This window comes from Streptomyces galbus (genome assembly GCF_005280195.1).
In the GTDB taxonomy this organism is placed as follows: Bacteria; Actinomycetota; Actinomycetes; order Streptomycetales; family Streptomycetaceae; genus Streptomyces; species Streptomyces galbus.
Map to the genome: position 1 here is coordinate 87,441 of NZ_SZPR01000025.1, position 26,817 is coordinate 114,257.

Here is a 26,817-nt window from a genome sequence, read left to right on the forward strand (position 1 = left end):
GTGGCACGCGCGCGGAGAAGCACTCCCCTGTCAACCGTGGGTTGACGCCCGACGGCTGTCAACCTACGGTTGACACATGTCGACGAACCCGAATCCCGCCGTCACCCCCGTCCGTCTGGACGACCTCATCGACGCCATCAAGAAGGTCCACACCGAACCCCTGGAGCAGCTCCAGGACGCCGTGATCGCCGCGGACCACCTCGGGGACGTGGCCGATCACCTCATCGGGCACTTCGTGGACCAGGCACGGCGCTCCGGCGCCTCCTGGACCGACATCGGCCGCAGCATGGGCGTCACCCGGCAGGCCGCCCAGAAGCGGTTCGTGCCGAAGGAGTCCACCGACCTCGACCCCCAGCAGGGTTTCACCCGCTACACCCCCCGCGCGCGCAACGTCGTCGTCAGCGCCCACAACGAGGCCCAGTCGGCCGGCGCCACCGAGGGCCTGCCCGAGCACCTGGTCCTCGGTCTGCTCGCCGAGCCGGAGGGGCTGGCCGCCCGGGCGGTCACCGCTCAGGGCGTCAGCCTGGACGCGGTGCGCGAGGCGGCCAGGGCCGCGCTGCCGCCCGCCGCCGAGGACGCCCCGGAACTCGTCCCGTACGGCCAGGACGCCAAGAAGGTGCTGGAGCTGACGTTCCGCGAGGCCCTGCGCCTCGGCCACAACTACGTCGGCACCGAACACCTGCTGCTCGCCCTGCTGGAGCACGAGAACGGCTCGGGCGTCCTGAGCGGACTCGGCATCGACAAGGCGGCGACCGAGCGGTACGTCGCCGAGGCCCTGGCGCGGCTGGTGGCGCAGCAGGCCGAGGCGAACCCGCCCGAGGCGCCGAAGGGCCCGTGACCCGGAGGTCTCAGGCACCGGAGGCCAGTGACCGGGCCTGTGCACGCCCCAGGCTCGGAAGGCTCGTCACCGCAGGTCAGGGCAGTTGTCAGACCCCCCTGCCACACTGACCGCATGACCGACCGCTGGGCGCTCGCCCCGGCCGAGGACGGCGGCGTGGAGCTCGCCCCCCTCGGCGGGGACGGGCTGCCCGCCGGGCCGGTCGTCCGGGAGGCGGATCTCGTCGAGGCCGTGCGCAGCCGGCCCGACGTGACCCGGTGGGTCTGGCGTTCCACGGCCGAGGTGTACCCGCGTCTGCTCGCCACGGGGGTGCGAGTCGAGCGGTGCTACGACGTCGAGGACGCCGAGACCCTCCTCCTGGGCCACGAGGGGCGGTACGGCGAGCCCCGCTCGGCGGCCGCCGCCCTGGCCCGGCTGCGCGGCGGACCCGTCCCGCCCGACCCGCCGCCGCGCTCGGCCGAGCCGGGCTCCCAGTCGCCGCTGTTCGAACCGCAGGGCACCCCGGTGCGCCTCGCGGACCTCCTCGCGGTCTACGCGGAGCAGCAGCGGCGCCACGACCGGGCCGAGCACCCCGACCGGATGCGGCTGCTGACCGCCGCCGAGTCGGCGGGGATGCTGGTCGCCACCGAGATGAACCGCGCCGGGCTGCCGTGGCGCGCGGACGTCCACCGCGCGGTGCTGCACGACCTGCTGGGCGAGCGGTACGCCGGGAGGGGCGAGCCGCGGCGCCTGGCCGAGCTGGCCGACGAGGTGTCCGCCGCCTTCGGCCGCCGGGTGCGGCCCGACCTGCCGGCCGACGTGGTCAAGGCGTTCGCGCAGGCGGGCGTCAAGGTGAGGTCCACCCGCCGCTGGGAGCTGGAGTCGCTGGACCACCCCGCGGTGAAGCCCCTGGTGGAGTACAAGAAGCTGTACCGCATCTGGGTCGCGCACGGCTGGTCCTGGCTCCAGGACTGGGTGCGCGACGGACGCTTCCGGCCGGAGTTCCACGCGGGCGGCACCGTCACCGGCCGCTGGGTGACCAACGGCGGGGGCGCCCTGCAGATCCCGAAAGTCATCCGGCGGGCCGTCGTCGCCGACCCCGGCTGGCGGCTGGTGGTCGCCGACGCCGACCAGATGGAGCCGCGCGTGCTCGCTGCGATCTCGCGCGATCCCGGGCTCATGGAGGTGGCCGGCCGGGAGAGCGACCTGTACCAGGCGGTGTCCGACCGCGCCTTCTCCGGCGACCGCGCCCAGGCCAAGCTCGCCGTGCTCGGCGCCGTCTACGGCCAGACCTCCGGCGACGGCCTGAAGAACCTCGCCGCGCTGCGCCGCCGCTTCCCGCGCGCGGTGGCGTACGTCGACGACGCCGCCCGGGCCGGCGAGGAGGGGCGGCTGGTGCGCACCTGGCTGGGCCGCACCTGCCCACCCGCGGCCCGGACCGGGGAGGACGCGGAGGACGAGGCCGGCATCCCGGTGGGTGACGACGGCACCGACGACCGCCCGTGGGTGCCGGGGTACGCCTCCACCGACGCCCGTGCCCGCGGCCGTTTCGCCCGCAACTTCGTCGTCCAGGGCAGCGCCGCCGACTGGGCCCTGCTGCTGCTCGCCGCGCTGCGCCGCGCCTGCGCGGGCATGGCGGCCGAGCTGGTCTTCTTCCAGCACGACGAGGTGATCGTGCACTGCCCCGAGGACGAGGCGGAAGCCGTCGTCGCGGCGATCCGCGAGGCGTCGCACGTGGCCGGCCGCCTGACGTTCGGGGAGACGCCGGTCCGGTTCCCGTTCACGACGGCCGTGGTGGAGTGCTACGCGGACGCCAAGTAGGGCGCCCGTCCCCCGGCAGCGACAGCCCGACCGGCTGACGCGCCCCCACTGAACGCGTCCATTGCGTACACCGTACTCATCTGCGTACAGTCATCGCGTACGCCGTACGCAGAAATTGTCCGTTGAACGAAAGAGGGAGGGGAACGTGGACTCACCCATCGTGTCGGTGCACGGCCTGCGCAAGCGCTACGGCGACTTGGAGGCGCTGGCCGGCCTCGATCTGGCCGTGGCACCGGGCACCGTCTACGGGCTGCTGGGCCCGAACGGCGCCGGCAAGAGCACCGTCGTGCGGATCCTCAGCACACTGACCCGCGCCACGGCGGGCCAGGCCACGGTCGCCGGACACGACGTGGCCGCACGGCCCGACGCGGTCCGCGAGGCCATCGGCCTGGCCGGACAGCACGCCGCCGTCGACGAGAAGCTCACCGGCCGCGAGAACCTGCGGATCTTCGGCAGGCTGGCCCGCCTGGGCCGCCGCGGTGCCCGCCGTCGCGCCGACGACCTGCTGGAACGCTTCGAGCTGACCGAGGCGGCCGACCGGCTGGTCAGCACGTACTCCGGCGGCATGCGCCGGCGCGTCGACCTGATCGCCAGCCTGCTGCGCGCCCCGGCGGTCCTCTTCCTGGACGAGCCGACCACCGGACTCGACCCGCGCAGTCGCCTGGACATCTGGGCGATCGTGCGCGAGCTGGTCGCCGAGGGCACGACCGTGCTGCTCACGACCCAGTACCTCGACGAGGCGGACCACCTGGCGTCCGCCGTGGCCGTGATCGACCACGGCCGGGTGATCGCCGAGGGCAGCCCGGCCGAGCTGAAGGCGCGCATCGGCAGCCACGTCGACGTCGAGGTGGGCGGCGAGGCCGACCTCGCGGGTGCGGTGGCCGTCCTGGAACGGCTGACCGGCGGCCGGCCGGCCGTCGAGGACCTGCGGATCGTCACCGGCGTGCCGGGCCGGGCCCCGTCGGTCCCGCAGTTGGTGCGCGAGCTGGACGCGGCCGGAGTGGTGGTGCAGGACGTCGGCGTCCGCCGGCCGAGCCTCGACGACGTGTTCCTCACGCTGACCGGCCGCACCGCCGGGACCGGTGGAGCCGGCGGGGGCACGACCGGGACGCCGCAGGACGGGCCCGAGGCGCAGAAGGCGCGCCGGCGCGAGCGGTCGACGGAAGGAGCGACGGCATGATCGTCCTGGCGGACGGACTCACCCTCGTGCAGCGCAAGCTGCTCCACCTCCGGCACCAGCCCGGCACCCTGGTCGCGATGCTGGTGATGCCGGCGGTGATGGTGGTGCTCTTCGGCTTCGTCTTCGGCAGCGCCATCAAGGTGCCGGGCGGCGGCAACTACCGCGAGTACCTGATGCCGGGCCTCTTCGTCATGACCGGCATGTTCGCGCTGTCCTCCGCGATGGTGGACGTCGCCGCCGACCAGGGGCGCGGGGTCACCGACCGGCTGCGCTCGATGCCCACCGCGCGCGCCGCGGTGCCCGTCGGGCAGACCGGCGCCGACACCGTCACCGGCCTCATCGGCCTGCTGATCCTGCTGGCCTCGGGGCTGGCGTTCGGCTGGCGGGCCCACCACGGCCTCGGCCACGCCCTCGGCGCCGTCGGCGTCCTGCTGCTGTTCCGCTGCACGATGTCGTGGGTCGGCACCTACCTCGGCCTGATCATGCCCTCCGAGCAGACGGCCGACGCCCTGGCGCCGCTCACCCTGCCGCTGAGCATGCTGTCCAACGCGTTCGTGCCGACGGACGGCATGCCGGGCTGGCTGCGCGTGGTCTGCGAGGGGAACCCCATCAGCGCGGCGGTCGCCGCCTGCCGGTCGCTGTTCGGCAACCCGGGCGCGACGGCCGCGGGGGGCTCGTGGCCGCTGGCCCACCCGCTGGCGGCGACCCTGCTGTGGTCGGCGCTCCTCCTGGCGGTCTTCGTGCCCCTGTCGGTCCGGCGCTTCACCCGGGCCGGACTCTGACGCGGGAACGCCGCCGCAGCGGCGGTGGCCCTCAGCGCCGCGGCCCGGCGAGCGCGGGGAAGCGGGCCTCAATGCCGTCCAGCAGTACGGCCAGCCCCGTCTCGAACCGATCGTCACGGCTGGGGTGCCGGGCCTCGCGCACCATCCGGTCGAGGTAGGGGAACGCGCCGGTGGCCAGCAGTTCCCTGATGTACGGACCCATCCGCTGCTGCCAGGTCGTGCGGTCCATGCCGGAGCGCAGGGCGGCCTCCCGCTCGGCCGTCTCGGCCTGGGTGGCGCCGGTGACCCAGTGCCGGATCAGGTTCACCACCTGCATCATCTGGTCGATGTCCAGCCCCCGGCCGTCGACCAGCGCGAGGTCGCGCTCGTTGCCGCGCAGCATGTTGGGTCCCATGACCGGCCGGCTGGCGACGGCGTGCGCCAGCCAGGGGTGCCGGCGCAGGGTCTCCCGGTAGCGGCGGGCGAACGTGGCCAGGTCGGCGCGTACGTCACCGGTCGGCTCCTGCGGCTCGAACCCGAGGGCCTGGTCGACCACGACGGCGTACAGGTCCTCCTTGGTCGGCAGGTACCGGTACAGCGTCATCGCGCCGGTGCCCAGCTCCTTGGCGATGCGCCGCATCGTCACCGCTTCGATGCCCTCGCCGTCGGCCAGCGCGATCGCCACCTCGGCGATGCGCTCACGGCTGTACGCCGGCATCGGCCCGCGCGCTCCCCGCTCGGGCCGCAGCCAGATGATCGGCTGCGGGTCGTTCAGGTCGGTACGGTCGCTCGGCGGGACCGCGTCGTGGGGTTCGGGTTCGGCCATGCGCCCATGCTAAATGCGTACAGCGTTCTCACCACGAGCGCGGGATCGCACCCGACCGCCCGTCCGGCCGGCGACTCACCTGCCGCCCCGCTCCCCCGGCCGGCCGCCCGCGGCACCCCGACCGGCCTGCCCCGCGACCGGTCCCGCGTCTGTGGCCTGCACGTCCTGGGCGGGGGGCCGCTGCCGGTGCCGCGGTACGACGGCCCGCCGCGGCGGGCGGGTCAGGGTGATCTGCCGCACGAGCTGCTGGAAGCAGGCGAGCGACGCGACGCTCGGCAGGGCCGCCGCGACGTGGCCGGTCAGCGACCTGGGCGACTGCAGCACGCAGATCAGGAGCGCGGTCGCGGAGAAGAGGAGCACCACGCACCAGGAGTGGACGGCACGCCGCTGGTGCACCGCGGCCCGCAGCACCGAGAGGGCCGCCACCAGCCACGGCCCGTACACCAGCAGCGGCCACCACGTCGCCATGCCGCCTCCCGTGCGCGAGACGGCCAGCAGGTGCAGGGGGCTGTAGGCGACCATGCCGCCGAACAGGCTCACCGCGGACGCCATGACGGCCACCATTCCCGTGATGGACAGGCTGATCACACGGAGGCTGCTGACCCGCCGGCGTTCACGGACCTTCCGGTGCGCCGCGCGCGGGTGCCGCAGGGGCGGCAGTTCCGCGGTGAGGTCCTGCAGGTTGCGCATCGGCGTACCGGGCGCCGGATCGACGAGGGGGGTCTCCTCGCGCGCCGCGGGAATCCTCGGCCGCGGCTCGTCGTCCCGCTCCATGGCGTCCTGCAGCATGAAGGCGAGTTCTTCCGCCGGATCCCAGATCAGGTCCGCGGTTTCCGCACGGTCGACGAAGACGTCCGGGGCCGCGCGGTGCCGGCCCGTACCGACGTCATGGAAATGCTGTCCGTGATCCTGAATTCCCCACTGGCCCGTTCGTTCGTCGTACATGATACGGACCGACTATTCCGCGCCGGGAAAGGACGACAGGGTCTGCGCGTCCATCCAGCGGCGGGCCAGATCGGCCTCCATGCAGATCATCGATTCCACGAAGTCCCGCAGCAGCGGTTCGGTCACCCGGAGGGTCACCGCCCTTCCGTCCCTGATCAGCGTCCCGTTGGTCACGGCCGCCGAACCTCTAGGAGCGGGGACGTAGGTGTACGCCCCCAGTACGGCCGCCCGCTCGATCAGTTGACCCGCTCGCCCCTCGGTCGCCCTGAGGTCGAAGCACCCATCCCCGGTTGCCCTCGTCATATCCCACCTAACGGCGGCCGGGGGGCACGGATACTGTGGCGAACGGGTGAGGCAATTGACAGACGAGCACTATTCCGACCACCCCTAATTCAGATACTTCAGGTCAATGACCGGGCGTATCCCCTACAGGAGCAGGACCTGTTCACTGCCGCCGGGTCGCTTTTCCGACCTGCAGCGGAAATACCCGGGCGCACGGCACTCCGGACACAGAAAAACCCCAGGCCGGATGATTCCGGCCTGGGGTCCCAGTGGAGCCGCCTTCGGGATTCGAACCCGAGACCTACGCATTACGAGTGCGTTGCTCTGGCCATCTGAGCTAAGGCGGCGCGCCGCCTCGCACCATGGTGCGATCGGCAACGTCGGTAAGTCTACACAGTTTCGCAGGGTGCTCCGACCACACCCCTGGCCTCCGTCCTACGTGCAGCGCTTGCCCTTCGCCGGGGGCGTGCCGCGCAGCAGGTAGGTGTCGATCGCGGTGTCGATGCAGGAGCTGCCGCGGCCGTACGCGGTGTGGCCGTCGCCCTCGTAGGTCAGCAGGCGACCGGAGTCGAGCTGGCCGGCCAAGGACTGGGCCCAGCGGTAGGGGGTCGCCGGGTCGCGGGTGGTGCCGACCACGACGATCGGCGCCGCGCCCTTGGCCTCGATGCGGTGCGGCTCACCCGTGGGCGCGACCGGCCAGTACGCGCAGTTCAGCGACGACCACGCCAGGCCCTCACCGAAGACCGGCGACGCCTCCTCGAACGACGGCACCGCCCGCGCGACCTGGTCCGGGGTGTCGAAGGAGGGCGGCAGGTCCAGGCAGTTCACCGCCGCGTTGGCGAACATCAGGTTGCTGTAGCGGCCGTCGGGGTCCCGCTCGTAGTAGCTGTCCGACAGCGCGAGCAGACCGGAGCCGTCGTCGCGCTTCATCGCCGCGGTCAGCGCCTCGCGCAGCTCGCCCCAGGCGCTCTCGTCGTACATCGCCGCGATCACCCCGGTCGTGGCCAGCGCCTCGCCGAGCTTGCGGCCGTCGGCGTCGCCGGTCGGGACCGGGCGGGCGTCGAGCCGGCCGAAGAACGCCTTGAGGTTGCGGCCCACCTGGGCGGGCGTCGTACCGCGGCCGCCGAGCGGGCAGTCCGACTGCCGTACGCAGTCCTTCGCGAACGACTGGAACGCCGTCTCGAAGCCCTTCGTCTGGTCCAGGTTCATCCGGCGCGCCGACAGCGACGGGTCCATCGCGCCGTCCAGCACCAGCCGGCCCACCCGCTGCGGGTACAGCCCCGCGTAGGTGGCGCCGAGGAACGTCCCGTACGACGCCCCCACGTAGTGGAGCTTCTCGTCGCCCAGCAGGGCCCGCAGGATGTCCATGTCCCGGGCCGCCTCGACCGTGGAGACGTGCCGCAGCAGCGCCGGGGCGTCGGCGCCGCAGCCCTCGGCGAACGTCTTGTACGCGTCGACCAGCCCGGTCTTCTCCCGCTGGTCGTCCGGTGTGACGTCGGTCTGCGTGTACGCGTCCATCTTCGGCCCGTCCAGGCACTCGACGGGCTCGCTGCGGGCCACGCCCCGCGGGTCGACGGCCACCATGTCGTAGCGGGCGCGCACCGGGGCCGGGTAGCCCACGCCCGCGTACTGCTGGAGGTAGCCGATCGCCGAGCCGCCGGGACCGCCCGGGTTCACCAGCAGCGACCCGATCCGCTTCCCCGGGCCGGTGGCCTTCTTGCGGGCCACCGCCAGCCGTACGTCGCCGTCCTTCGGCTTCGCGTAGTCGAGCGGCACCTTCATGGTGGTGCACTGGAACCCGGGCACACCGCAGTCCCGCCAGCTCAGCCGCTGCGTGTAGTACGGCGCGAGCGCCGACGGCGTCGCCTTCGGCAGCGGGGTCAGCACCGCCTCCGCCGTGGCGGTGCTGGTCGAGCCCGCGGCGGTGCTGGCGCCCTGGGCGGAGCAGGCCGGGACGAGCAGAGCGGCCAGGGCGAGCAGGCCGAGACCGGTGGGGTGACGGCGCCTTCGGCGGCTGGTGCGGGTGGTGCTGGGGCGGGGGTAGCGCAGGGCGTGCATCAAGCGAGCGTAACTCTGCGCGACGGCTCCGGTGCGCTCCGTGCCGGATGCCCCACGGACGAGTGACGCGGTCCTCAGCCGTCCCCGCCCGCTGTCACTCCGCGGTCAGCGCGCTCGTCAGCCGGCTCTCAGTGCCATCGTCATCGCCTCCACGGCCAGCAGCGGTGTGACGTTGCGGTCCAGGGCGTCGCGGCACGCGGCGATCGCCTCGATGCGGCGCAGGGTCGCCTCGGGGGTGCTCGCGCGGGCCAGCCGCTCCAGGGCGTCCTCCGCGTCCGCGTTGGCGATGGCGACGCGGGAGCCGAGCTGGAGGGCGAGGACGTCGCGGTAGAAGGCGGTGAGGTCGGTCAGCGCGACGTCGAGACTGTCGCGCTGGGTGCGCGTGCGGCGGCGCTTCTGCTTGTCCTCCAGGTCCTTCATCACGCCCGCGGTGCCGCGCGGGAGCCGGCCGCCCTGGGCCGCGCCGAGCGCCGCCTTCAGCTCCTCGGTCTCCTTGCCGTCCAGCTCCTCGGCGAGCGCCTTGGCGTCCTCGGCGGCCGCGTCCACCAGTTCCTGGGCGGCCTTGAGGGCACCTCCGACGTCCTCGACCCGCAGGGGCAGCTTCAGGACGGCGGCGCGCCGCTCCCGGGCGGCGGGGTCGGTGGCGAGGCGCCGGGCGCGGTCGACGTGGCCCTGCGTGGCGCGGGCGGCGGCCATCGCGACGGCGGGCTCGACGCCCTCCCTGCGCATCAGCAGGTCGGCGACCGCGTCGACGGTGGGTGTGCGCAGGTTGAGGTGGCGGCAGCGGGAGCGGATGGTGGGCAGCACGTCCTCGATGGACGGGGCGCACAGCAGCCAGACGGTGCGGGGCGCGGGCTCCTCGACGGCCTTGAGGACGGCGTTGGCCGACTTCTCGTTCAGCCGCTCGGCGTCCTCGACGAGGATGACCTGCCAGCGGCCGTTCGCCGGCGAGGTGAACGACTTGCGGACCGTGTCGCGCATGTCCTCGGCGAGGATCTGGGTGCCGACGGCGGCGACGGTCGTGACGTCCGCGTGCGTGCCGATCAGGGCGGTGTGGCAGCCGTCGCAGAAGCCGCAGCCCGGGACGCCGCCGAGGGCGCGGTCGGGGCTGACGCACTGGAGGGCGGCGGCGAAGGCGCGGGCGGCCTGGGTGCGGCCGGCTCCCGGGGGGCCGGTGAACAGCCACGCGTGCGTCATCTTCGACGCCTCGGGGGGCGGGGCGTCGGTGGAGATCGCCGTGACGAACGCGTCGGCGTCCCGGGCGGCCGCGGCCAGCTGCTCGCAGACCTTGTCCTGCCCGACCAGGTCGTCCCACACGGTCATCGCTCGGCGCCGCCCTTCCGTGGTGCTCGGTGTCGCGGCTTCCATTGTGGGGGGCGGCACTGACAGCGGACGCCGTCAGCCGGTCCGCCCCCCACCGGGAGCGTCAGCGGCGACGCCCCCACCCGCGTCCGCGTCCCTCGTCCGGCTCGTCCTCCTCGCGGTGCGGGCCGAGCAGTTCGTCCGCCAGGGTCGGCAGGTCGTCGAGGGGCGTCTCCTCGGCCCAGTCGGAGCGGGTCCGGCGCCGCGGGGTGCCGTCCTCGTCGAGCTGGGGCAGCTCACGCGTGCGGTCGTCCGCCCCGGGCTCCTCGGTGCGGGCCGGGCCGGCCGGCTCGTCGCGGAAGAACCCGGGCGGCACCCGGCGGTCCACCGGCTCCTCGCCGCGCACCGGGGGACGGACCGCCGTCTCCTCCTGCGGCGGGACCGGAGGCAGCACGGCCGTCTCCTCCTGCGCCGACACGGGGGGCAGCACCGCCGTCTCCTCCTGGGGCGAGACGGGAGGCAGCACCGCCGTCTCCTCCGACTCCGCCTCCGGCGCCCCGGCCGGCTCCGCCGCGACCTTCGGCTGCGGCAGCTCCGCCGTCACCTCGGCGTCGGCGGCCGCGCCGCCGGCCCGCGCGTCCGGCTCCGCGTCGTCGCGCACCGGACGCAGCACCGTCGTGGGGTCGTCCGACGCGACCGGCGAGGAGATCACCGGCGTCGGCACGGTCAGCGCGTCCGAGGCGGCCGTGGCCGCCGCGGCCGGACGCGGTGCCACCGGCTTCGCTCCGGCCTGCGCCGCCGCGGCGGCCTCCTCGGCCGCCCGCCGGGCCTCCTCCGCCCGCAGCAGGGCCTCCTCGGCCTTGCGCTGCTTCTCCAGCCGCCGCGCCTCGGCCTCGGCACGCAGCCTGGCCTCCTGCTCGGCCTGCTGGCGGCGCCGCTCCTCATCGGCCTTGCGGCGCGCCTCCTCCTCGGCCCGGGCCTTCTCCTCGGCGAGCAGCCGCTGCCGCTCCTCCTCGGCCCGCCGGCGCGCTTCCTCGGCCCGCTGCCGGGCCTCCTCCGCCTGCCGCTCGGCCTCGCGCCGCTGCGCCTCCTCCAGCTCGCGCCGCTTGCGCTCCTCCTCCTCGGCGCGCAGCTTGGCGAGCTGCTCCTGGCGCTCACGCTCCAGGCGCTCCTCCTCGGCCTTGCGCCGGGCCTCCTCCTCGGCCTTGCGGCGCGCTTCCTCCTCGGCCTTGCGCCGGGCCTCCTCCTGCGCCTTGATCTCCGCCTCGGACAGCGGCAGCATCCGGTCGAGGCGGTGGCGCACCACGGTCGTGACGGCCTCCGGCTCCTGGCCGGCGTCCACGACCAGGTAGCGGCCGGGGTCGGACGCGGCCAGCGTGAGGAACCCGGAGCGCACGCGCGCGTGGAACTCCGCCGGCTCCGACTCCAGCCGGTCCGGCGCCTCGGTGAACCGCTCGCGCGCGGTCTCCGGCGAGACGTCCAGCAGCACCGTCAGGTGCGGCACCAGCCCGTTCGTCGCCCAGCGCGAGATGCGCGCGATCTCCACCGGGGACAGGTCGCGGCCCGCGCCCTGGTAGGCCACGGACGAGTCGACGTACCGGTCGGAGATGACCACGGCGCCGCGCTCCAGCGCCGGGCGCACCACGGTGTCCACGTGCTCGGCGCGGTCCGCCGCGTACAGCAGGGCCTCCGCGCGGTGCGACAGGCCGGCGCTGGAGACGTCCAGCAGGATCGAGCGCAGCCGCTTGCCCACCGGCGTCGCCCCCGGCTCGCGCGTGAGGACGACCTCGTGGCCCTTGGCCCGGATCCACTCGGCCAGCGCCTCGGCCTGCGTCGACTTCCCGGCGCCGTCGCCGCCCTCCAGGGCGATGAAGAAACCGTTCGTCGCGGGCGCGGGCGTCGGTTCGTCGCCGCCGAGGACCGCGTCCCGCAGGTCCTTGCGCAGCGGTACGCCCGAGCGGTCGTCGAGCTTGGCCAGCACCAGCACGGCCACCGGCAGCAGCAGCGCGCCCACCAGCATCAGCGTGAACGCCGCACCGCCGTGCGCGAAGACGAACTTGCCGTTCTCCAGCCGGTGCGGCCCGATCAGCGCGGCCACCAGCGGGGCGATCAGCGCGCCCAGCGCCACGAACACCCGGACCACCGCGTGCAGGTGCTCCGTGGTGCGCGCCCTGCGGTGCTCCTCGGCCTCCTGGTCGAGGAGGGTGTGCCCGACGTTGGCGGCGACGCCGGCGCCGACCCCGGCCAGCGTGAGGATCAGCAGCACGCTGGTGACGTCCGGCACCAGACCGGCCGCGAGCAGGGCGACGCCGGTGAAGGCGATAGCCAGCGACAGCAGGCGGCGGCGCGACAGGGCGGGCAGCACGGACGGCGCCGTACGGATGCCGACGACGACGCCGCCGGTCAGTCCGAGCACCAGCAGGCCGTACAGCACCGGGCCGCCGCCCAGGTCCTTGGCGTGCAGCACGGCGACCGCGACCGCAGCGGAGACGGCCCCGGCGACCGCCGCGCAGGCGAGCACCAGCAGCGGGATCGCGCGCGTGCGGCCGGCGTCCACCCCGGCGGCCGTGCGCGGCCGGCGCAGTCCCTCGAGCGGCGAACGCGCGCGGGGCGTCCGCGCGTCGGGCAGCTCCAGGTAGACCACGACGGACAGCGCCGCGGCGAACAGCCCCGCCGCCACGTACGAGGCGAGGGCCGCCTGGTGCTGGGCGAACCAGTCGATGCCCGCGCCGAGCAGGTTGTTGACCAGGCCGGCCACGACCAGCGCGGCCGCGCCGAGCGGGACGGCCAGGAAGCTGGTGCGCAGCGACAGGCGGCGCAGGGCGTCGAGGTGGTCCGGCAGCGGCCGTACCGTCGCGCCCTCCGGGGGCGGCGGGGGGAGCAGCGCGGGCGCCGCGCTCTCGCGCGCTATCGTCCAGAACCGCTCGGCGACCCCGAGCACGAAGACGGTGACGAGGAGCAGCGCCAGGGCGTTGTCCGGCGTCCAGTCGATCCACAGGGGCGCCACGATCAGCAGCGCGGCCCGCAGGCCGTCCGCGCCGACCATGGTCCAGCGCCGGTCGAGCGGGCCGTCCTTGGCGGTGAGGGTGGTCAGCGGTCCGAGCAGGACCGCCCCGAAGAGCAGGGTGGCCAGAACGCGCACCGCGAAGACGGTCGTCACCGCGAACGCGACGCCCCGGTAGCCGCCCCCGAAGGAGCCCTGGGCGATGGCCGCCTGCAGGGCGAGGAGCACCAGCACCAGGAGCGCGAGGGCATCGCCCACACCGCCCACGAGCTGGGCACTCCACAGCCGCCGTACGGTCGGCTGACGCAACAGGGCGCGCACGGCGCGTTCGCGGGAGTCCACCACCAGGGCTTCGTCCGGGACGGGTGTGGGGGCCGTTGGCTGCTCGGCTCGGGTCATGCATTCAGCCTATCGGCCGCGGCTGACACCGAGTGGGACACGCCCGAACGCACGCGCGCCCCGGCACACCGAAGTGGGGCAGGGCGCGCGGATTGCGAAGCCGCGGTGAAGAACTGGCGGAGGATCAGAGGATCATCGGACCAGCGGACCGGAGACTCAGTCCTCGGACGCCGCCGCCCGCGAAGCCGCAGCCGTCTTCTTGGCGGTGGCCGTCGTCTTGGCGGCCGCCGACTTGGCGGTCGTCTTCTTCGCGGCCGTCTTCTTGGCGGCGGTCTTGGTCGCGGTCGCCTTCTTGGCCGGGGCCTTCTTGGCGGCGGCCTTCTTCGTCGTCTTCTTGGCCGGGGCCTTGGCGCGCTTCTCGGCGAGCAGCTCGTAGCCGCGCTCCGGGGTGATCGCCTCGACGCTGTCGCCGGAGCGCAGGGTCGCGTTGGTCTCCCCGTCGGTGACGTACGGCCCGAAGCGGCCGTCCTTCACCACGACCGGCTTGCCGCTGACCGGGTCCTCGCCCAGCTCCTTCAGCGGCGGCTTGGCGGCCGCCCGACCGCGCTGCTTGGGCTGGGCGTAGATCGCCAGCGCCTCCTCCAGCGTGATCGTGAACAGCTGGTCCTCGGACTGCAGGGACCGCGAGTCCGTGCCCTTCTTCAGGTACGGGCCGTAGCGGCCGTTCTGCGCGGTGATCTCCTGGCCCTCGGCGTCGGTGCCGACGACGCGCGGCAGCGACATCAGCCGGAGGGCGTCGTCCAGGGTGACCGTGTCCAGCGACATCGACTTGAACAGCGAGGCCGTGCGCGGCTTGACCGCGTTCTTGCCGGTCTTCGGGGTGCCCTCGGGCAGCACCTCGGTGACGTACGGGCCGTAGCGGCCGTCCTTGGCGATGATCTGGTGGCCGGTCGCCGGGTCGGTGCCCAGCTCGAAGTCGCCGCTCGGCTTGGCGAGCAGCTCCTCCGCCAGCTCCACGGACAGCTCGTCGGGCGCCAGGTCCTCGGGGATGTCGGCGCGCTGGTGGTTCTCGGAGTCCTTCTCGCCGCGCTCGATGTACGGGCCGTAGCGGCCGACCCGCAGCACGATGCCGTTGCCCACCGGGAACGACGACACCTCGCGCGCGTCGATGGCGCCCAGGTCGGTCACCAGCTCCTTGAGGCCGCCGAGGTGGTCCCCGTCGCCGTTGCCGGCGTCGGCGGCGGCGCCGGTGACCGTGCCCTCGCCGAAGTAGAACCGCTTCAGCCACGGCACGGCCTGGGCCTCACCGCGCGCGATGCGGTCGAGGTCGTCCTCCATCCTGGCCGTGAAGTCGTAGTCGACGAGCCGACCGAAGTGCTTCTCCAGGAGGTTGACCACGGCGAACGACAGGAAGGACGGCACCAGGGCCGTGCCCTTCTTGAACACGTAGCCGCGGTCGAGGATCGTGCCGATGATCGACGCGTACGTCGACGGGCGGCCGATCTCCCGCTCCTCCAGCTCCTTGACCAGGCTCGCCTCGGTGTAGCGCGCCGGGGGCTTGGTCGCGTGGCCGTCGACGGTGATCTCCTCGGCCGACAGCGCGTCGCCCTCGGCGACCTGGGGCAGGCGGCGCTCACGGTCGTCCAGCTCGGCGTTCGGATCGTCGGCGCCCTCGACGTACGCCTTGAGGAAGCCGTGGAAGGTGATCGTCTTGCCGGACGCGCTGAACTCGACGTCCCGGCCGTCGGCCGCGGTGCCGGCGATCTTCACCGTCACGCTGTTGCCGGTCGCGTCCTTCATCTGCGAGGCGACCGTGCGCTTCCAGATCAGCTCGTACAGCTTGAACTGGTCGCCGGTCAGGCCGGTCTCGGCCGGGGTGCGGAAACGATCACCCGAGGGGCGGATCGCCTCGTGCGCCTCCTGCGCGTTCTTGACCTTGCCGGCGTACGTGCGCGGCTGGGGCGGCAGGTAGTCGGCGCCGTAGAGCTGCGTGACCTGCGCGCGGGCCGCCGAGACCGCCGTCTCGCTCAGCGTCGTGGAGTCCGTACGCATGTAGGTGATGTAGCCGTTCTCGTACAGCTTCTGCGCGACCTGCATGGTGGCCTTCGCGCCGAAGCCGAGCTTGCGGCTCGCCTCCTGCTGCAGCGTCGTCGTACGGAACGGGGCGTACGGCGAGCGGCGGTACGGCTTGGACTCGACGGAGCGCACCGCGAACCGGGTGTCCTCCAGCGCGGCGGCGAGGGCGCGGGCGTTCGCCTCGTCGAGGTGGAGGGTGTTCGCACTCTTGAGCTGTCCCAGGGAGTCGAAGTCGCGGCCCTGCGCGACGCGCCTGCCGTCGACGGTCTGCAGCCGTGCGACCAGCGACGACGGGTCCGAGGGGTCTCCCGCGCGGCCGGTCGAGAAGGTGCCGGTGAGGTCCCAGTACTCGGCGGAGCGGAAGGCGATGCGCTCGCGTTCCCGCTCGACGACGAGCCGGGTCGCGACGGACTGCACACGGCCCGCCGACAGGCGCGGCATGACCTTCTTCCACAGGACCGGCGAGACCTCGTAGCCGTAGAGGCGGTCGAGGATGCGGCGGGTCTCCTGGGCGTCGACCAGCCGCTGGTTGAGCTGGCGCGGGTTGGCCACGGCGGCCTGGATCGCGGACTTGGTGATCTCGTGGAAGACCATCCGCTTGACCGGGACCTTGGGCTTGAGCACTTCCTGCAGGTGCCAGGCGATGGCCTCGCCCTCGCGGTCCTCATCGGTGGCGAGGTAGAGCTCGTCGGAGTCCTTCAGCAGGTCCTTGAGCTTCTTGACCTGCGCCTTCTTGTCGGCGTTGACGACGTAGATCGGCTCGAAGTCGTGTTCGACGTCCACGCCGAGGCGGCGCACCTCACCGGTGTACTTCTCGGGCACCTCGGCGGCGCCGTTGGGGAGGTCGCGGATGTGCCCGACGCTCGCCTCGACAACGTATCCGGGGCCCAGATAGCCCTTGATCGTCTTCGCCTTGGCAGGCGACTCGACGATGACGAGTCGGCGGCCGCCCTTCGCGGTCTCGCTGGTCGGGGACAACTTCGCTCTTCTCTCCGGTCGACGCTGGGGCCTCCCCAGGCCTTCGTCCCGGGGCACGGTCATGGTGACGCTGCGGAGTGTGACGGTACATCCCGCCCCCGTGTCAAACGGGAAAAGCCCGCAACGGCCACTCGAACGGTAACCCGACTACCGCCATTCCTGCCGCCCGGACTGCCGACCGGTGCTTTTCCACCCGAGCGGAACGCAGCCTTCCCCGTCCACGGTACGGCGCACCGCTCCACCACCCCGATCCGGTGCTCACGGCCGGTGCGGCCCGCTCCTCACAGCCGGGTCAGGCACCACGCGCCGGCAGCCAGCGAGAGCAGCGCGGCCAGGGTCGCGAGGGCCGCCGATGCGACAGGGCTCACACCGTGCGCCACGGGTTCGCGGTGCCGGACGCGCACCGCGGTCCAGGCCAGCAGCGCCAGTCCGAACAGGGCGAACACCGCGCCCGTGAACACCGCCGGTCCGCCGTCCATGCCCGCCCCGCCCCTTTTTCTCCCGCCCGCCCGTGTCCAGCCACCGGAGACTGGCACGCGCGGGCGGCGCCCGGGAGAACCCGAGGTGAACGGCGGACCGACGGGGAGGTGCGGGTGCGGGGAGCGGGCCATGGGGCCGCTGCAGACGGATCAGGGAGCCGCCGCGGACGGGGGCAGGGGGCCGCCGCGGAAAGGGGGGCGGCGCGTGCTTTTCGGCCTACTTCCGTCCCCGGAGCCCGCCGCCCCGTCACCGCGGTACCGGCTCCAGGAACCCCTGCTCCACCAGCAGCCGGATCTGTGCGGGCGTGCGGTCGCGCAGCAGCACCGGGTCCTCGCCGACGAGCTGCGCGATGGCGTCCAGGATGCGGCCCGCGCTGAGCGTGCCGTCGCACACGCCCGCGAAGCCCGCGCCGACGGTGTCCACCTTGGTGGCCCGCCGCATGCCCCGGTTCTGGCGCAGCACGACGTGCTCCGGGTCCTCGGCGCCGGGCAGGCCGACCTGCTCCTGGACGATCTCCCCGGCCAGCCGGAAGTGCCCGGCGAGCAGCGCGGCGTCGTCGTGCGCGCGCAGGTAGTCCAGGCGCTCGAAGTGCGCCCGGACCGTGTCCCCGAGCGGCTGCTCGACCGGGTGCGGCCACTCCTCGGCCGTGATCACCGGCTCCGCGGCCGAGGTCCGGCGCAGCGTGATCCAGCCGAAGCCGACCGCCTTGACCTTGCGCGCCTCGAACTCGTCCAGCCAGGCGTCGTAGCGCGCCTGGTACTCGGCCGGGTCGCCGCGGTGGTCACCGGCGTCCCTGAGCCACAGCTCGGCGTACTGCGTGACGTCCTGCACCTCGCGCTGCACGATCCACGCGTCGCAGCCGCGCGGCACCCACGACCTGAGCCGGTCCTGCCAGTCCTCCCCCTCCACGTGCTGCCAGTTCGCGAGGAACTGCGCGAACCCGCCCTCGTTCAGCCGTTCCCCCGCCTCCTGAACGAGCGAGCGGCACAGATCGTCCCCGCCCATCCCGCCGTCGCGGTAGGTCAGCCGGGCGCCGGGCGAGATCACGAAGGGCGGGTTGGAGACGATCAGGTCGTACGTCTCGTCGTCCCGGACCGGCTCGAACAGCGAGCCCTCGCGCAGGTCCGCGGCCGGGGCGCCGGACAGCGCCAGGGTGAGCGCGGTGATGTGCAGCGCGCGCGGGTTGAGGTCGGTCGCGGTCACGCGCGTGGCGTGCCGGGACGCGTGCAGCGCCTGGATGCCGGAACCGGTGCCGAGGTCGAGCGCGGACGCCACGGGCGTACGGACGGTGATGCCGGCCAGGGTCGTGGAGGCGCCGCCGACGCCCAGGACGACGCCCTCGTCGCGGCTGCCGATGCCGCCCGCGCCGCCGACGGCGCAGCCCAGGTCGGACACGATGAACCAGTCCTCGCCGTCGGGCCCGCCGTACGGCCTCACGTCCACGGTGGCGGCCAGGTCGCCCCCGGCGTCGCCTACGCGGGTGAGCCAGCCGCCCGCCTCGCACGCGTGCACGGGCAGCACGCCCTCCACGCGCGCGTACGGCACGGGCTGCTGGAGCAGGAAGAGCCGGACGAGTGTCTCCAGCGGCGTGTCCCCGCGGGTCGCCCGCAGCGCGGGCACGGTCTCGCTGCGGGCCAGCGCCGCGTACGCGGGGGCGCCGAGCAGGTCGAGCAGGCCGTCGGCGGTGAAGGAGGCCGCGAGCAGGGCCTCGCGCAGCCGGGCGGCGACCTCGTGGTCGGCGGCGGGCAGGGGGGACAGGGTGGCGTTACTCACGCCCCCATTGTGTCCCGTCCCCCTCGCGCCTTCGCGTCGCGTCGCGGGCGCGGCCCGGCAGGAATCAGCCCTGCGTCGTCTGCGGCGAGGCCCCGGCGGACGACGACGAGGCGACCTTCTTGCAGCTCTCCTGCTGGGACATGGCCGTCTTGACGTCGCCCTCCTCGAGATTCTTCAGGGCGGTGTTGCCGCTCTTGCTGAGCGTGCCGAGCTGGGTGGCGATGTCCTGCAGGCCCTCGGCGAACTTCGCCTGGTCCTTGGTGTCGAGGACGTCGATCTTCTTCTTCAGGTCGGCGTAGGAGGTGGAGAGCGTGTTGAGAGCGGCGACGGCGTCCGACTGCTTCTTCTTGCCGTCCTCGACGCCGGGCGGCGCACCGGCGGAGTCGACGGCGCCGGCCAGCGCCTTGTAGGCGTCGGACATGTCCTGGAAGGCCTGGGAGTCGGTCTTCTGCACGGTGGCCGGCGCGTTGTTGTCGGTGGCGGCCTTCTTGATCGCCTCGTTGGCCGCGTCGACCTTCGCGTCCTGGGCCGGGAGCGCGTCGCAGACCTGCTTGGCCCAGGCGTCGAGCTCCTTGTTCCCGTCGTCGCCGCTGCTGCTGCATCCCGTCAGCGCCAGTACCAGTACCGCACCGCCGGACAGTGCGGCCGCGAGCTTCTTGTTCACCGGTTGCGTCCCTTCCATGGCTCTCGGCCCCGGAACATACACGCAGACCGGGCGACCACCCCAGAACGGATGACCGTTGTGCCCGTGCTTGCGACGGTTCGCCCCAGGGGAGAGAAGCCTCACGGCGAGACGCGGGCCACACGAGCGGGGCGGGCGGCCGGCACGTCAACCCGCGCCGTCCGCCCGCCCGTTGAGCAGGACCTCAGGACCCGTCCTCGGGGCCGGCCCTACGAAACCACCGCAGGATCCGCCGACTTGGCGGGCCGCTCGGCGTCGTTGTCGTCCCCGACCGCGATGCCGCGCCGCTTGGAGACGTACACGGCGCCGACGATCACCAGGAGCGCGAGCACCGCGATCAGGATGCGCACGCCGACGTTCCTGTCGTCGCCGTAGCTGAACTTGATGACCGCGGGCGCGATGAGCAGCGCGACCAGGTTCATCACCTTCAGCAGCGGGTTGATCGCCGGGCCGGCGGTGTCCTTGAAGGGGTCGCCGACCGTGTCGCCGATCACCGTGGCGGCGTGGGCCTCGCTGCCCTTGCCGCCGTGGTGGCCGTCCTCGACGAGCTTCTTGGCGTTGTCCCAGGCGCCGCCGGAGTTCGCCAGGAACACCGCCATCAGCGTGCCGGTGCCGATCGCGCCCGCCAGGTACGCGCCGAGCGCCCCGACCCCCAGGGTGAACCCGATGAAGATCGGCGCCATGACGGCGAGCAGACCCGGCGTGGCCAGCTCGCGCAGGGCGTCCTTGGTACAGATGTCGACGACCTTGCCGTACTCCGGCTTCTCGCTGAAGTCCATGATCCCGGGGCGCTCGCGGAACTGCCGGCGCACCTCGAAGACCACCGAGCCCGCGGACCGCGACACCGCGTTGATCGCCAGCCCCGAGAAGAGGAAGACGACCGCCGCGCCCGCGATGAGTCCGACGAGGTTGTTGGGCTGGGAGATGTCCATCATCAGGGTCATCGGCGCGCCGTCGCCGCTGAGCCTCTCCCCGACGTCGTGCGCGCCGGTCGTGAGCGCGTCGCGGTACGACCCGAAGAGCGCCGACGCCGCGAGGACGGCGGTGGCGATGGCGATGCCCTTGGTGATGGCCTTGGTGGTGTTGCCGACCGCGTCCAGGTTGGTGAGCACCTGGGCGCCCGCCCCCTCGACGTCGCCGGACATCTCGGCGATGCCCTGCGCGTTGTCGGAGACCGGCCCGAAGGTGTCCATCGCGACGATCACGCCGACCGTGGTCAGCAGGCCGGTGCCGGCCAGCGCCACCGCGAACAGCGCGAGCATGATCGACGTGCCGCCGAGCAGGAACGCCCCGTACACGCCGAGCCCGATCAGCAGGGCGGTGTAGACGGCCGATTCCAGCCCGACCGAGATGCCGGCGAGGACGACGGTGGCGGGGCCGGTCAGTGACGTCTTGCCGATGTCCCGGACCGGGCGCCGGGTCGTCTCGGTGAAGTAGCCGGTCAGCTGCTGGATCACGGCGGCCAGCAGGATGCCGATGGCCACCGCGACCAGGGCGAGGATCCGCGGGTCGCCGCTCTTGCCGCTGATCGCCGTGTCGGTGACGCCGTCGAGGTCGGCGTACGTGCCCGGCAGGTAGACGAACACCGCGACCGCGACCAGCACGAGCGAGATCACCGCGGAGACGAAGAAGCCCCGGTTGATCGCGGACATGCCGCTGCGGTCGGCGCGGCGCGGCGCGACCGCGAAGATCCCGGCCATCGCCGTGAGCACGCCGATCGCGGGGACCAGCAGCGGGAAGGCGAGCCCGGCGTCACCGAAGGCCGCCTTGCCGAGGATCAGCGCGGCGACCAGCGTCACGGCGTACGACTCGAACAGGTCGGCCGCCATGCCCGCGCAGTCGCCGACGTTGTCGCCCACGTTGTCGGCGATGGTCGCGGCGTTGCGCGGGTCGTCCTCGGGGATGCCCTGCTCGACCTTGCCGACGAGGTCGGCGCCGACGTCGGCGGCCTTGGTGAAGATGCCGCCGCCGACACGCATGAACATGGCGATCAGGGCGGCGCCCAGACCGAATCCCTCCAGCACCTTCGGCGCGTCGGCCGCGTACACCAGCACGACGCAGGAGGCGCCGAGCAGGCCGAGGCCCACCGTGAACATGCCGACCACGCCCCCTGTACGAAAAGCGATCTTCATCGCTTTGTGCGAGACGGTGGTGAGATCCTTTTCCGGTTCGCCTTCCGCGGGTGTCGCTTCCCGGGCCGCCGCGGCGACCCTCACATTGCTGCGCACCGCGAGCCACATGCCGATATAACCGGTGGCCGCGGAGAACGCGGCACCGATCAGGAAGAACACGGATCGTCCGGCGCGCTGTTTCCAGTCGTCGGCGGGCAGCAGCATGAGCAGGAAGAAGACGACCACGGCGAATACGCCGAGCGTGCGCAACTGCCGGGCCAGATAGGCGTTCGCACCTTCCTGGACCGCCGCGGCGATCTCCTTCATGCTGTCGGTGCCCTCGCCGGCCGCGAGCACCTGCCGCAGCAGCAGGCCCGCGACCGCCAGGGCGGCCAGGGCCACGAGCCCGATGACCATCACGAGGATGCGGTTGTCGTCGGTCAGCACCGCGGCTGCGAACGTCGTGGTGTGGTCCAACCGTTGAGGGGTAGAAAGCCCCGCCATTCGTCCTCCTTGACGCTTGGGCTGAGCTCAAGATGTGGACGGATTGTAGGTACCGGAACCTGATCAAAACAGATCGCGGGAAACGGAATTCGCCTCGGCGTCAAGTAATGCCTCAAAGGCGTTGATCGTGAATTGCTTCACGATATTCCGGGCGGCAAGATTCACTTTCCATGATTTATTTCATGGAACCACTGTAAGCACGCCCGCCCGGGTCCGCACACGCCGAAGGGCCCCACCGGGGGGTGGGGCCCTTGGGGAAGAAGACTTCTGCGGACTGCTCCGTCCGGGACGGATTAGACCAGTGGAGTGGTGGCCGGGGTCGTCGGCCAGGTCATGCGGATCAGGCCGCCGTGCTCCCCGGTGGAGACCTCGACGTCGTCGACGAGGCCGCTGATGACCGCGAGGCCCATCTCGTCCTCCTCGGTCTCCGCGTCGGGCTCGGCACCGCCGGACCCCCGCGCCCCGGGCACCGCGTGCGGCGCCTCGTCGCCCACCTCGATGGAGAACTGCTTCTCCTCCTCGATGAGGGACACCTTCACCGGCGCGGTCACCCCGCTGAGCTGATGCAGTCCCACGGCACGCGAACACGCCTCACCGACGGCGAGCCTGACCTCGTCGAGGACGGCCTCGTCCACTCCGGACCTGCGCGCGACCGCTGCCGCCACCAGACGGGCGGTCCGCACGTGCTCCGGCAGCGCGCTGAAGCGGAGTTCAACGGTGGCCATGCATCCCCTCCGAACTACGGGCGTGCTGTCGGAGGGCCGGGCGCGAGGGCCCGGTCCCCCGGTGTTCACCTGATGCCGCCCGGGCGCGCGGCCCGGGGCGGCGGGTCAGTCGGTGGCCGCGACCGCTTCGTCGACCGAGGTGTGAATGGGGAACACCTTGGTGAGGCCGGTGATGCGGAAGATCTTCAGAATGCGCTCCTGGTTGCACACCAGGCGCAGCGAGCCCTCATGGGCCCGCACTCGCTTCAGGCCGCCGACCAGTACGCCGAGCCCGGTGGAGTCGAGGAAGTCCACGCCCTCCATGTCGACGACGAGGTGGAAATTCCCGTCGTTCACCAGCTCGACCAGCTGCTCGCGCAACTTGGGCGCGGTATATACGTCGATTTCGCCACCGACCTCGACGACCGTACGATCGCCGACGGTACGGGTCGACAGGGACAGGTCCACGGATCCTCCAGCACCTTGCTATCGAGCGGTCGCCCCTCGGGTCACCTCGGCTTGAAGCCCCCAGGACGGTTCGCCAGCCGCGATGGCATTCAATCACTTACCGGCAGGCGTGCACGACGCCTTGGCTCCATTGTCCGTCACGCCAGTGACACACTCGGTGCCGATGGCCAAGAATCACCGATCCGATCGATCCCCGGCGGACACCGTGCACCGCCCGTCTCCGGGCGCTGTCCTGGACCGGCTCGCCTCGGGACCGAGCCGGGCCTCGCGCATCACTCATACGGAGCACTTGCCCCCGCGTGCGGGCCGCCATGCCGTCTGGCCTCACCGGATTCACTCCGAGGTGATCGCGGCGGTCCGCGCGGCGGGCATCGAGCACCCCTGGGCGCACCAGGCACTGGCCGCCGAGCACGCCCTGGACGGCGACTCGGTGGTCGTCGCCACCGGCACGGCCTCCGGCAAGTCCCTGGCGTACCTCGTGCCCGTCCTGTCCACCCTCCTGGAGGGGTCGAAAGCCCCGAACGGCCGAGGCGCCACCGCCCTGTACCTCGCCCCGACCAAGGCCCTCGCGGCCGACCAGTGCCGCTCGGTGAGGGAACTCGCCCAGCCGCTCGGCACCGCCGTGCGCCCCGCCGTGTACGACGGCGACACGCCGTTCGAGGAACGCGAGTGGATCCGCCAGTACGGCAACTACGTGCTGACCAACCCGGACATGCTGCACCGCGGGATCCTGCCCTCCCACCCGCGCTGGTCCTCCTTCCTCAAGGCGCTCAAGTACGTCGTCATCGACGAGTGCCACACCTACCGCGGCGTGTTCGGCTCGCACGTCGCCCAGGTGCTGCGCCGGCTGCGCCGGCTCTGCGCCCGCTACGGCGCGTCGCCCGTCTTCCTGCTGGCCTCCGCGACCGCCGCCGAGCCGTCCGTGGCCGCACGCCGCCTCACCGGCCTGCCCGTGTTCGAGGTGGCCGACGACGCCTCACCACGCGGTGAACTGGTGTTCGCCCTGTGGGAGCCCCCGCTCACCGAGATGCAGGGCGAGAAGGGCGCGCCGGTGCGCCGCACGGCCACCGCGGAGACCGCCGACCTGCTCACCGACCTCACCGTCCAGGGCATCCGCACGGTCGCCTTCGTCCGCTCCCGGCGCGGCGCCGAGCTGATCTCCGTCATCGCCCAGGAACGGCTCGGCGAGGTCGACCGCTCCCTGGCCCGGCGTGTCGCGGCCTATCGCGGCGGCTACCTCCCCGAGGAGCGCCGCGCTCTGGAACGCGCCCTGCACTCCGGCGAGCTCCTCGGCCTCGCCGCGACGACGGCCCTGGAACTCGGCGTCGACGTCTCCGGCCTCGACGCCGTCCTGATCGCCGGCTATCCCGGCACCCGAGCCTCCCTGTGGCAGCAGGCGGGCCGCGCCGGCCGCTCCGGACAGGGCGCCCTGGCGGTCCTCGTCGCCCGCGACGACCCCCTGGACACCTTCCTGGTCCACCATCCCGAGGCCCTGTTCGACCAACCGGTGGAATCCACGGTCCTCGACCCCGACAACCCCTACGTCCTCGCCCCCCACCTGTGCGCGGCCGCCGCCGAGCTGCCGCTGACCGACGACGACCTGCCGCTGTTCGGCCCGGCCACCGCCGAGCTGATGCCCCAGCTCGAGGCCGCCGGCCTGCTGCGCCGCCGCACCAGGGCCTGGCACTGGACCCGCCGCGAACGGGCCGCCGACCTCACCGACATCCGCGGCGAGGGCGGCCGGCCGATCCAGATCGTCGAGGCCGGCACCGGCCGCCTCCTCGGCACGGTCGACGCGGGCTCCGCGCACACCACCGTGCACGAGGGCGCCGTCCACCTGCACCAGGGCCGCACCTACCTGGTGCGGACACTGGACCTGGAGGACTCGGTCGCGCTCGTCGAGGAGGCCGCCCCGCCCTACTCCACGGTCGCCCGCGACACCACGGCGATCTCCGTCCTGGAGACCGACGTGGAGGTCCCCTGGGGCGACGGCCGCCTGTGCTACGGCTCCGTCGAGGTCACCAACCAGGTCGTCTCCTTCCTGCGCCGCCGCCTCATCACCGGCGAGGTCCTCGGCGAGACCAAGCTCGACCTCCCTCCCCGGACGCTGCGCACCCGCGCGGTGTGGTGGACGGTCACCGAGGACCAGCTGGACGCGGCCCGCATCAACCCCGAGATCCTCGGCGGCGCCCTGCACGCCGCCGAACACGCCTCGATCGGCATGCTGCCGCTCTTCGCGACCTGCGACCGCTGGGACATCGGCGGCGTGTCCATCCCCCTGCACCCCGACACGCTGCTCCCGACGGTCTTCGTCTACGACGGCCACCCCGGCGGCGCGGGCTTCGCCGAGCGCGCCTTCCACACCGCCCGCGCCTGGCTCACCGCCACCCGCGAGGCCATCGCCTCCTGCGAGTGCGACGCCGGCTGCCCGTCCTGCATCCAGTCCCCCAAGTGCGGCAACGGCAACGATCCCCTGCACAAGCGGGGGGCGGTACGGCTGCTCGGGGAACTGCTGCGGGGGGCTCCGGAGGAGACGAAGGTGCCCGAGGAGACGTTGGTGCCCGAGGAGACGCCGGTGCCGGGCACGGAGCCGGAGGACGGGGCTCAGCGGCCGGGGTGAGGTGCGGTGGGTCCAAGGGGCGCCGCCGGTCCCGGAGACGTGCGCTGTCCCGCGTCCACCCCCGCAGGCCCCGCCCGTGCCCTCACCTCCGCCCTGAACGGCCCTCCTCCCGACGTCGCCGTCACGTCCGAGACCTCCCCCACGACCGCGCACCGCACCAACCAGGCTCCCTGCTCCCGGGCCACCCGCTCCGCCCGTTCGCACGCCGCGGCCTCGCCGTCGCTCCAGTGGTCGGCCGCCGCCAGGGCCGCGAGGTCGGCGCCGCCGGCGGCCCGGTGCCGGACCACGACGGCGTGCCCGAGCGACAGCACCACGCCGAACACCACGCACAGCACGGCGATCACCGCCACGCCCCAGACGGAGGCGGAGCCCCGGTCCCTGCCGACCCGTGACCTCACGACGACCCCACCTCCGCGTCCTCCGCCAGGGCGACGGCCTCCTCCCGTACCTCGAAGGGCAGGCCCCGCAGCAACGGCGGCCGCGCCACGACCACCACACGGACCTGGTCCCCCTCCCGGCCGACTGTCACCTCGGCGCCCCGCGGCGCGGCCGCACGGGTCATCTCGACCACGGCGTCCGGGGCCTCCTGCCGTGCCGCCGCCCGGGCGCCGGCCCTGGCCGCGTCCACGCACCGGAGCTGGGCGGCGACCACGAGCAGCCCCCACACCAGCGCCATCGCGAACGCCACCAGGACCGGCAGCACCACGGCCGCCTCCGCCGTCACGAACCCCTGGTCCGAACGGCACCGACGCCTCCGCTCACATCCGCGCACTGAGCGCTCGTTTCACGATGGCCTGCATCTGCTCGGCGACGGCCGGAGACGTCACCACCTTGTAGAGGAGCACCGCGAACGCCACCGCCGCGACGATCCCCATCGCGTACTCGGAGGTGACCATCCCCGCGTCCCCTCGCGCCGCCCGCACCCTGCACACCAGGGCACGCAGTCGCGCCCGTACCGCCTTGTACATCTCAACCCCCGTGAGGTCTCGTTCCGTTGTCTTGTCTTGTCTTGTCGCGTCGTGCGTGTCGTGTCGCTTCGCGTCATGTCATGCCGTGCATCGCTGTCGCTTCGCCGATCGGCCCGTT

General features: G+C 73.1%; 21 protein-coding genes and 1 tRNA gene. 5 read left to right on the forward strand and 17 right to left on the reverse strand.

Annotated elements, in window-relative coordinates:
• The first annotated feature begins 76 nt into the window (after positions 1-76).
• The 4 genes from E4U92_RS28405 to E4U92_RS28420 all read left to right on the forward strand — a co-directional run bounded on the left by E4U92_RS28405 (position 77) and on the right by E4U92_RS28420 (position 4,600).
• A complete protein-coding gene (locus tag E4U92_RS28405; protein ID WP_137303285.1) occupies positions 77-838 on the forward strand; it encodes a Clp protease N-terminal domain-containing protein in 762 nt (253 codons plus the stop codon).
• Positions 839-952: 114 nt separating this feature from the next.
• The gene (locus tag E4U92_RS28410; protein WP_137303286.1) at positions 953-2,638 is read left to right on the forward strand and encodes a bifunctional 3'-5' exonuclease/DNA polymerase; all 1,686 of its coding nucleotides are present in this window, start codon (positions 953-955) and stop codon (positions 2,636-2,638) included.
• 145 nt (positions 2,639-2,783) lie between these two features.
• Positions 2,784-3,818: an ATP-binding cassette domain-containing protein gene (locus E4U92_RS28415; RefSeq protein WP_229863177.1), complete on the forward strand. Its 1,035-nt coding sequence runs from the start codon at positions 2,784-2,786 to the stop codon at positions 3,816-3,818.
• A complete protein-coding gene (locus E4U92_RS28420; RefSeq protein ID WP_137303287.1) occupies positions 3,815-4,600 on the forward strand; it encodes an ABC transporter permease in 786 nt (261 codons plus the stop codon). The genes E4U92_RS28415 and E4U92_RS28420 overlap by 4 nt, the downstream gene beginning before the upstream one ends.
• 31 nt (positions 4,601-4,631) lie before the next feature.
• On the opposite strand, the gene E4U92_RS28425 is transcribed toward E4U92_RS28420, so the two are convergent.
• From E4U92_RS28425 to bldG, 14 genes are all read right to left on the reverse strand, one after another.
• Positions 4,632-5,405, reverse strand: a complete 774-nt coding sequence (locus E4U92_RS28425) for a TetR/AcrR family transcriptional regulator (protein ID WP_229863180.1) — start codon at positions 5,403-5,405, stop codon at positions 4,632-4,634.
• Positions 5,406-5,480: 75 nt separating this feature from the next.
• Positions 5,481-6,194, reverse strand: a complete 714-nt coding sequence (locus E4U92_RS28430; protein ID WP_308433320.1) for a DUF2637 domain-containing protein — start codon at positions 6,192-6,194, stop codon at positions 5,481-5,483.
• Positions 6,195-6,362: 168 nt separating this feature from the next.
• A complete protein-coding gene (locus E4U92_RS28435) occupies positions 6,363-6,524 on the reverse strand; it encodes a hypothetical protein (RefSeq protein ID WP_229863184.1) in 162 nt (53 codons plus the stop codon).
• 378 nt (positions 6,525-6,902) lie between these two features.
• Positions 6,903-6,979 (reverse strand) — tRNA-Thr (locus E4U92_RS28440).
• 88 nt (positions 6,980-7,067) lie between these two features.
• Positions 7,068-8,690 carry an alpha/beta hydrolase gene (locus E4U92_RS28445; RefSeq protein WP_137303289.1) on the reverse strand — a complete coding sequence of 541 codons (1,623 nt, stop codon included), beginning with the start codon at positions 8,688-8,690 and terminating at the stop codon, positions 7,068-7,070.
• Positions 8,691-8,807: 117 nt separating this feature from the next.
• Positions 8,808-10,013, reverse strand: a complete 1,206-nt coding sequence (locus E4U92_RS28450) for a DNA polymerase III subunit delta' (RefSeq protein ID WP_137303290.1) — start codon at positions 10,011-10,013, stop codon at positions 8,808-8,810.
• A gap of 103 nt (positions 10,014-10,116) precedes the next feature.
• The gene (tmk, locus tag E4U92_RS28455; protein ID WP_137303291.1) at positions 10,117-13,395 is read right to left on the reverse strand and encodes a dTMP kinase; all 3,279 of its coding nucleotides are present in this window, start codon (positions 13,393-13,395) and stop codon (positions 10,117-10,119) included.
• A 156-nt stretch (positions 13,396-13,551) separates the two neighbouring features.
• On the reverse strand, positions 13,552-16,389 hold the full coding sequence (topA, locus tag E4U92_RS28460) for a type I DNA topoisomerase (protein ID WP_137303292.1): 2,838 nt from the start codon (positions 16,387-16,389) through the stop codon (positions 13,552-13,554).
• A 281-nt stretch (positions 16,390-16,670) separates the two neighbouring features.
• Positions 16,671-16,868: a hypothetical protein gene (locus E4U92_RS28465; protein WP_137303293.1), complete on the reverse strand. Its 198-nt coding sequence runs from the start codon at positions 16,866-16,868 to the stop codon at positions 16,671-16,673.
• Positions 16,869-17,115: 247 nt separating this feature from the next.
• Positions 17,116-18,642, reverse strand: coding sequence for a DUF7059 domain-containing protein (locus tag E4U92_RS28470; protein WP_137303294.1), 1,527 nt, complete (start codon positions 18,640-18,642; stop codon positions 17,116-17,118).
• Positions 18,643-18,706: 64 nt separating this feature from the next.
• A complete protein-coding gene (locus E4U92_RS28475) occupies positions 18,707-19,324 on the reverse strand; it encodes a small secreted protein (protein ID WP_137303295.1) in 618 nt (205 codons plus the stop codon).
• A 209-nt stretch (positions 19,325-19,533) separates the two neighbouring features.
• Positions 19,534-21,939 carry a sodium-translocating pyrophosphatase gene (locus E4U92_RS28480; RefSeq protein WP_137303296.1) on the reverse strand — a complete coding sequence of 802 codons (2,406 nt, stop codon included), beginning with the start codon at positions 21,937-21,939 and terminating at the stop codon, positions 19,534-19,536.
• A gap of 293 nt (positions 21,940-22,232) precedes the next feature.
• Positions 22,233-22,664, reverse strand: a complete 432-nt coding sequence (locus tag E4U92_RS28485) for an ATP-binding protein (protein WP_137303297.1) — start codon at positions 22,662-22,664, stop codon at positions 22,233-22,235.
• Positions 22,665-22,769: 105 nt separating this feature from the next.
• Positions 22,770-23,111 carry an anti-sigma factor antagonist BldG gene (gene bldG / locus E4U92_RS28490; RefSeq protein WP_009189842.1) on the reverse strand — a complete coding sequence of 114 codons (342 nt, stop codon included), beginning with the start codon at positions 23,109-23,111 and terminating at the stop codon, positions 22,770-22,772.
• 82 nt (positions 23,112-23,193) lie between these two features.
• Here bldG and E4U92_RS28495 point away from each other — a divergent pair, with 82 nt between their 5' ends.
• Entirely contained in the window at positions 23,194-25,731 is a 2,538-nt protein-coding gene (locus E4U92_RS28495) for a DEAD/DEAH box helicase (protein WP_229863186.1), read from the forward strand.
• Here E4U92_RS28495 and E4U92_RS28500 read toward each other — a convergent pair.
• The 3 genes from E4U92_RS28500 to E4U92_RS28510 are packed head-to-tail and all read right to left on the reverse strand — an operon-like array spanning position 25,716 to position 26,699.
• Positions 25,716-26,129, reverse strand: coding sequence for an Rv3654c family TadE-like protein (locus tag E4U92_RS28500; RefSeq protein ID WP_137303298.1), 414 nt, complete (start codon positions 26,127-26,129; stop codon positions 25,716-25,718). The genes E4U92_RS28495 and E4U92_RS28500 overlap by 16 nt on opposite strands.
• Positions 26,126-26,503 (reverse strand): TadE family type IV pilus minor pilin, encoded by a 378-nt coding sequence (locus tag E4U92_RS28505; protein WP_137303299.1) that lies wholly within the window; start codon positions 26,501-26,503, stop codon positions 26,126-26,128. Before E4U92_RS28505 ends, E4U92_RS28500 begins: the two co-directional genes overlap by 4 nt.
• Positions 26,490-26,699, reverse strand: a complete 210-nt coding sequence (locus E4U92_RS28510; protein ID WP_137303300.1) for a DUF4244 domain-containing protein — start codon at positions 26,697-26,699, stop codon at positions 26,490-26,492. The genes E4U92_RS28505 and E4U92_RS28510 overlap by 14 nt, the downstream gene beginning before the upstream one ends.
• Between the last annotated feature and the right edge of the window lie 118 nt (positions 26,700-26,817).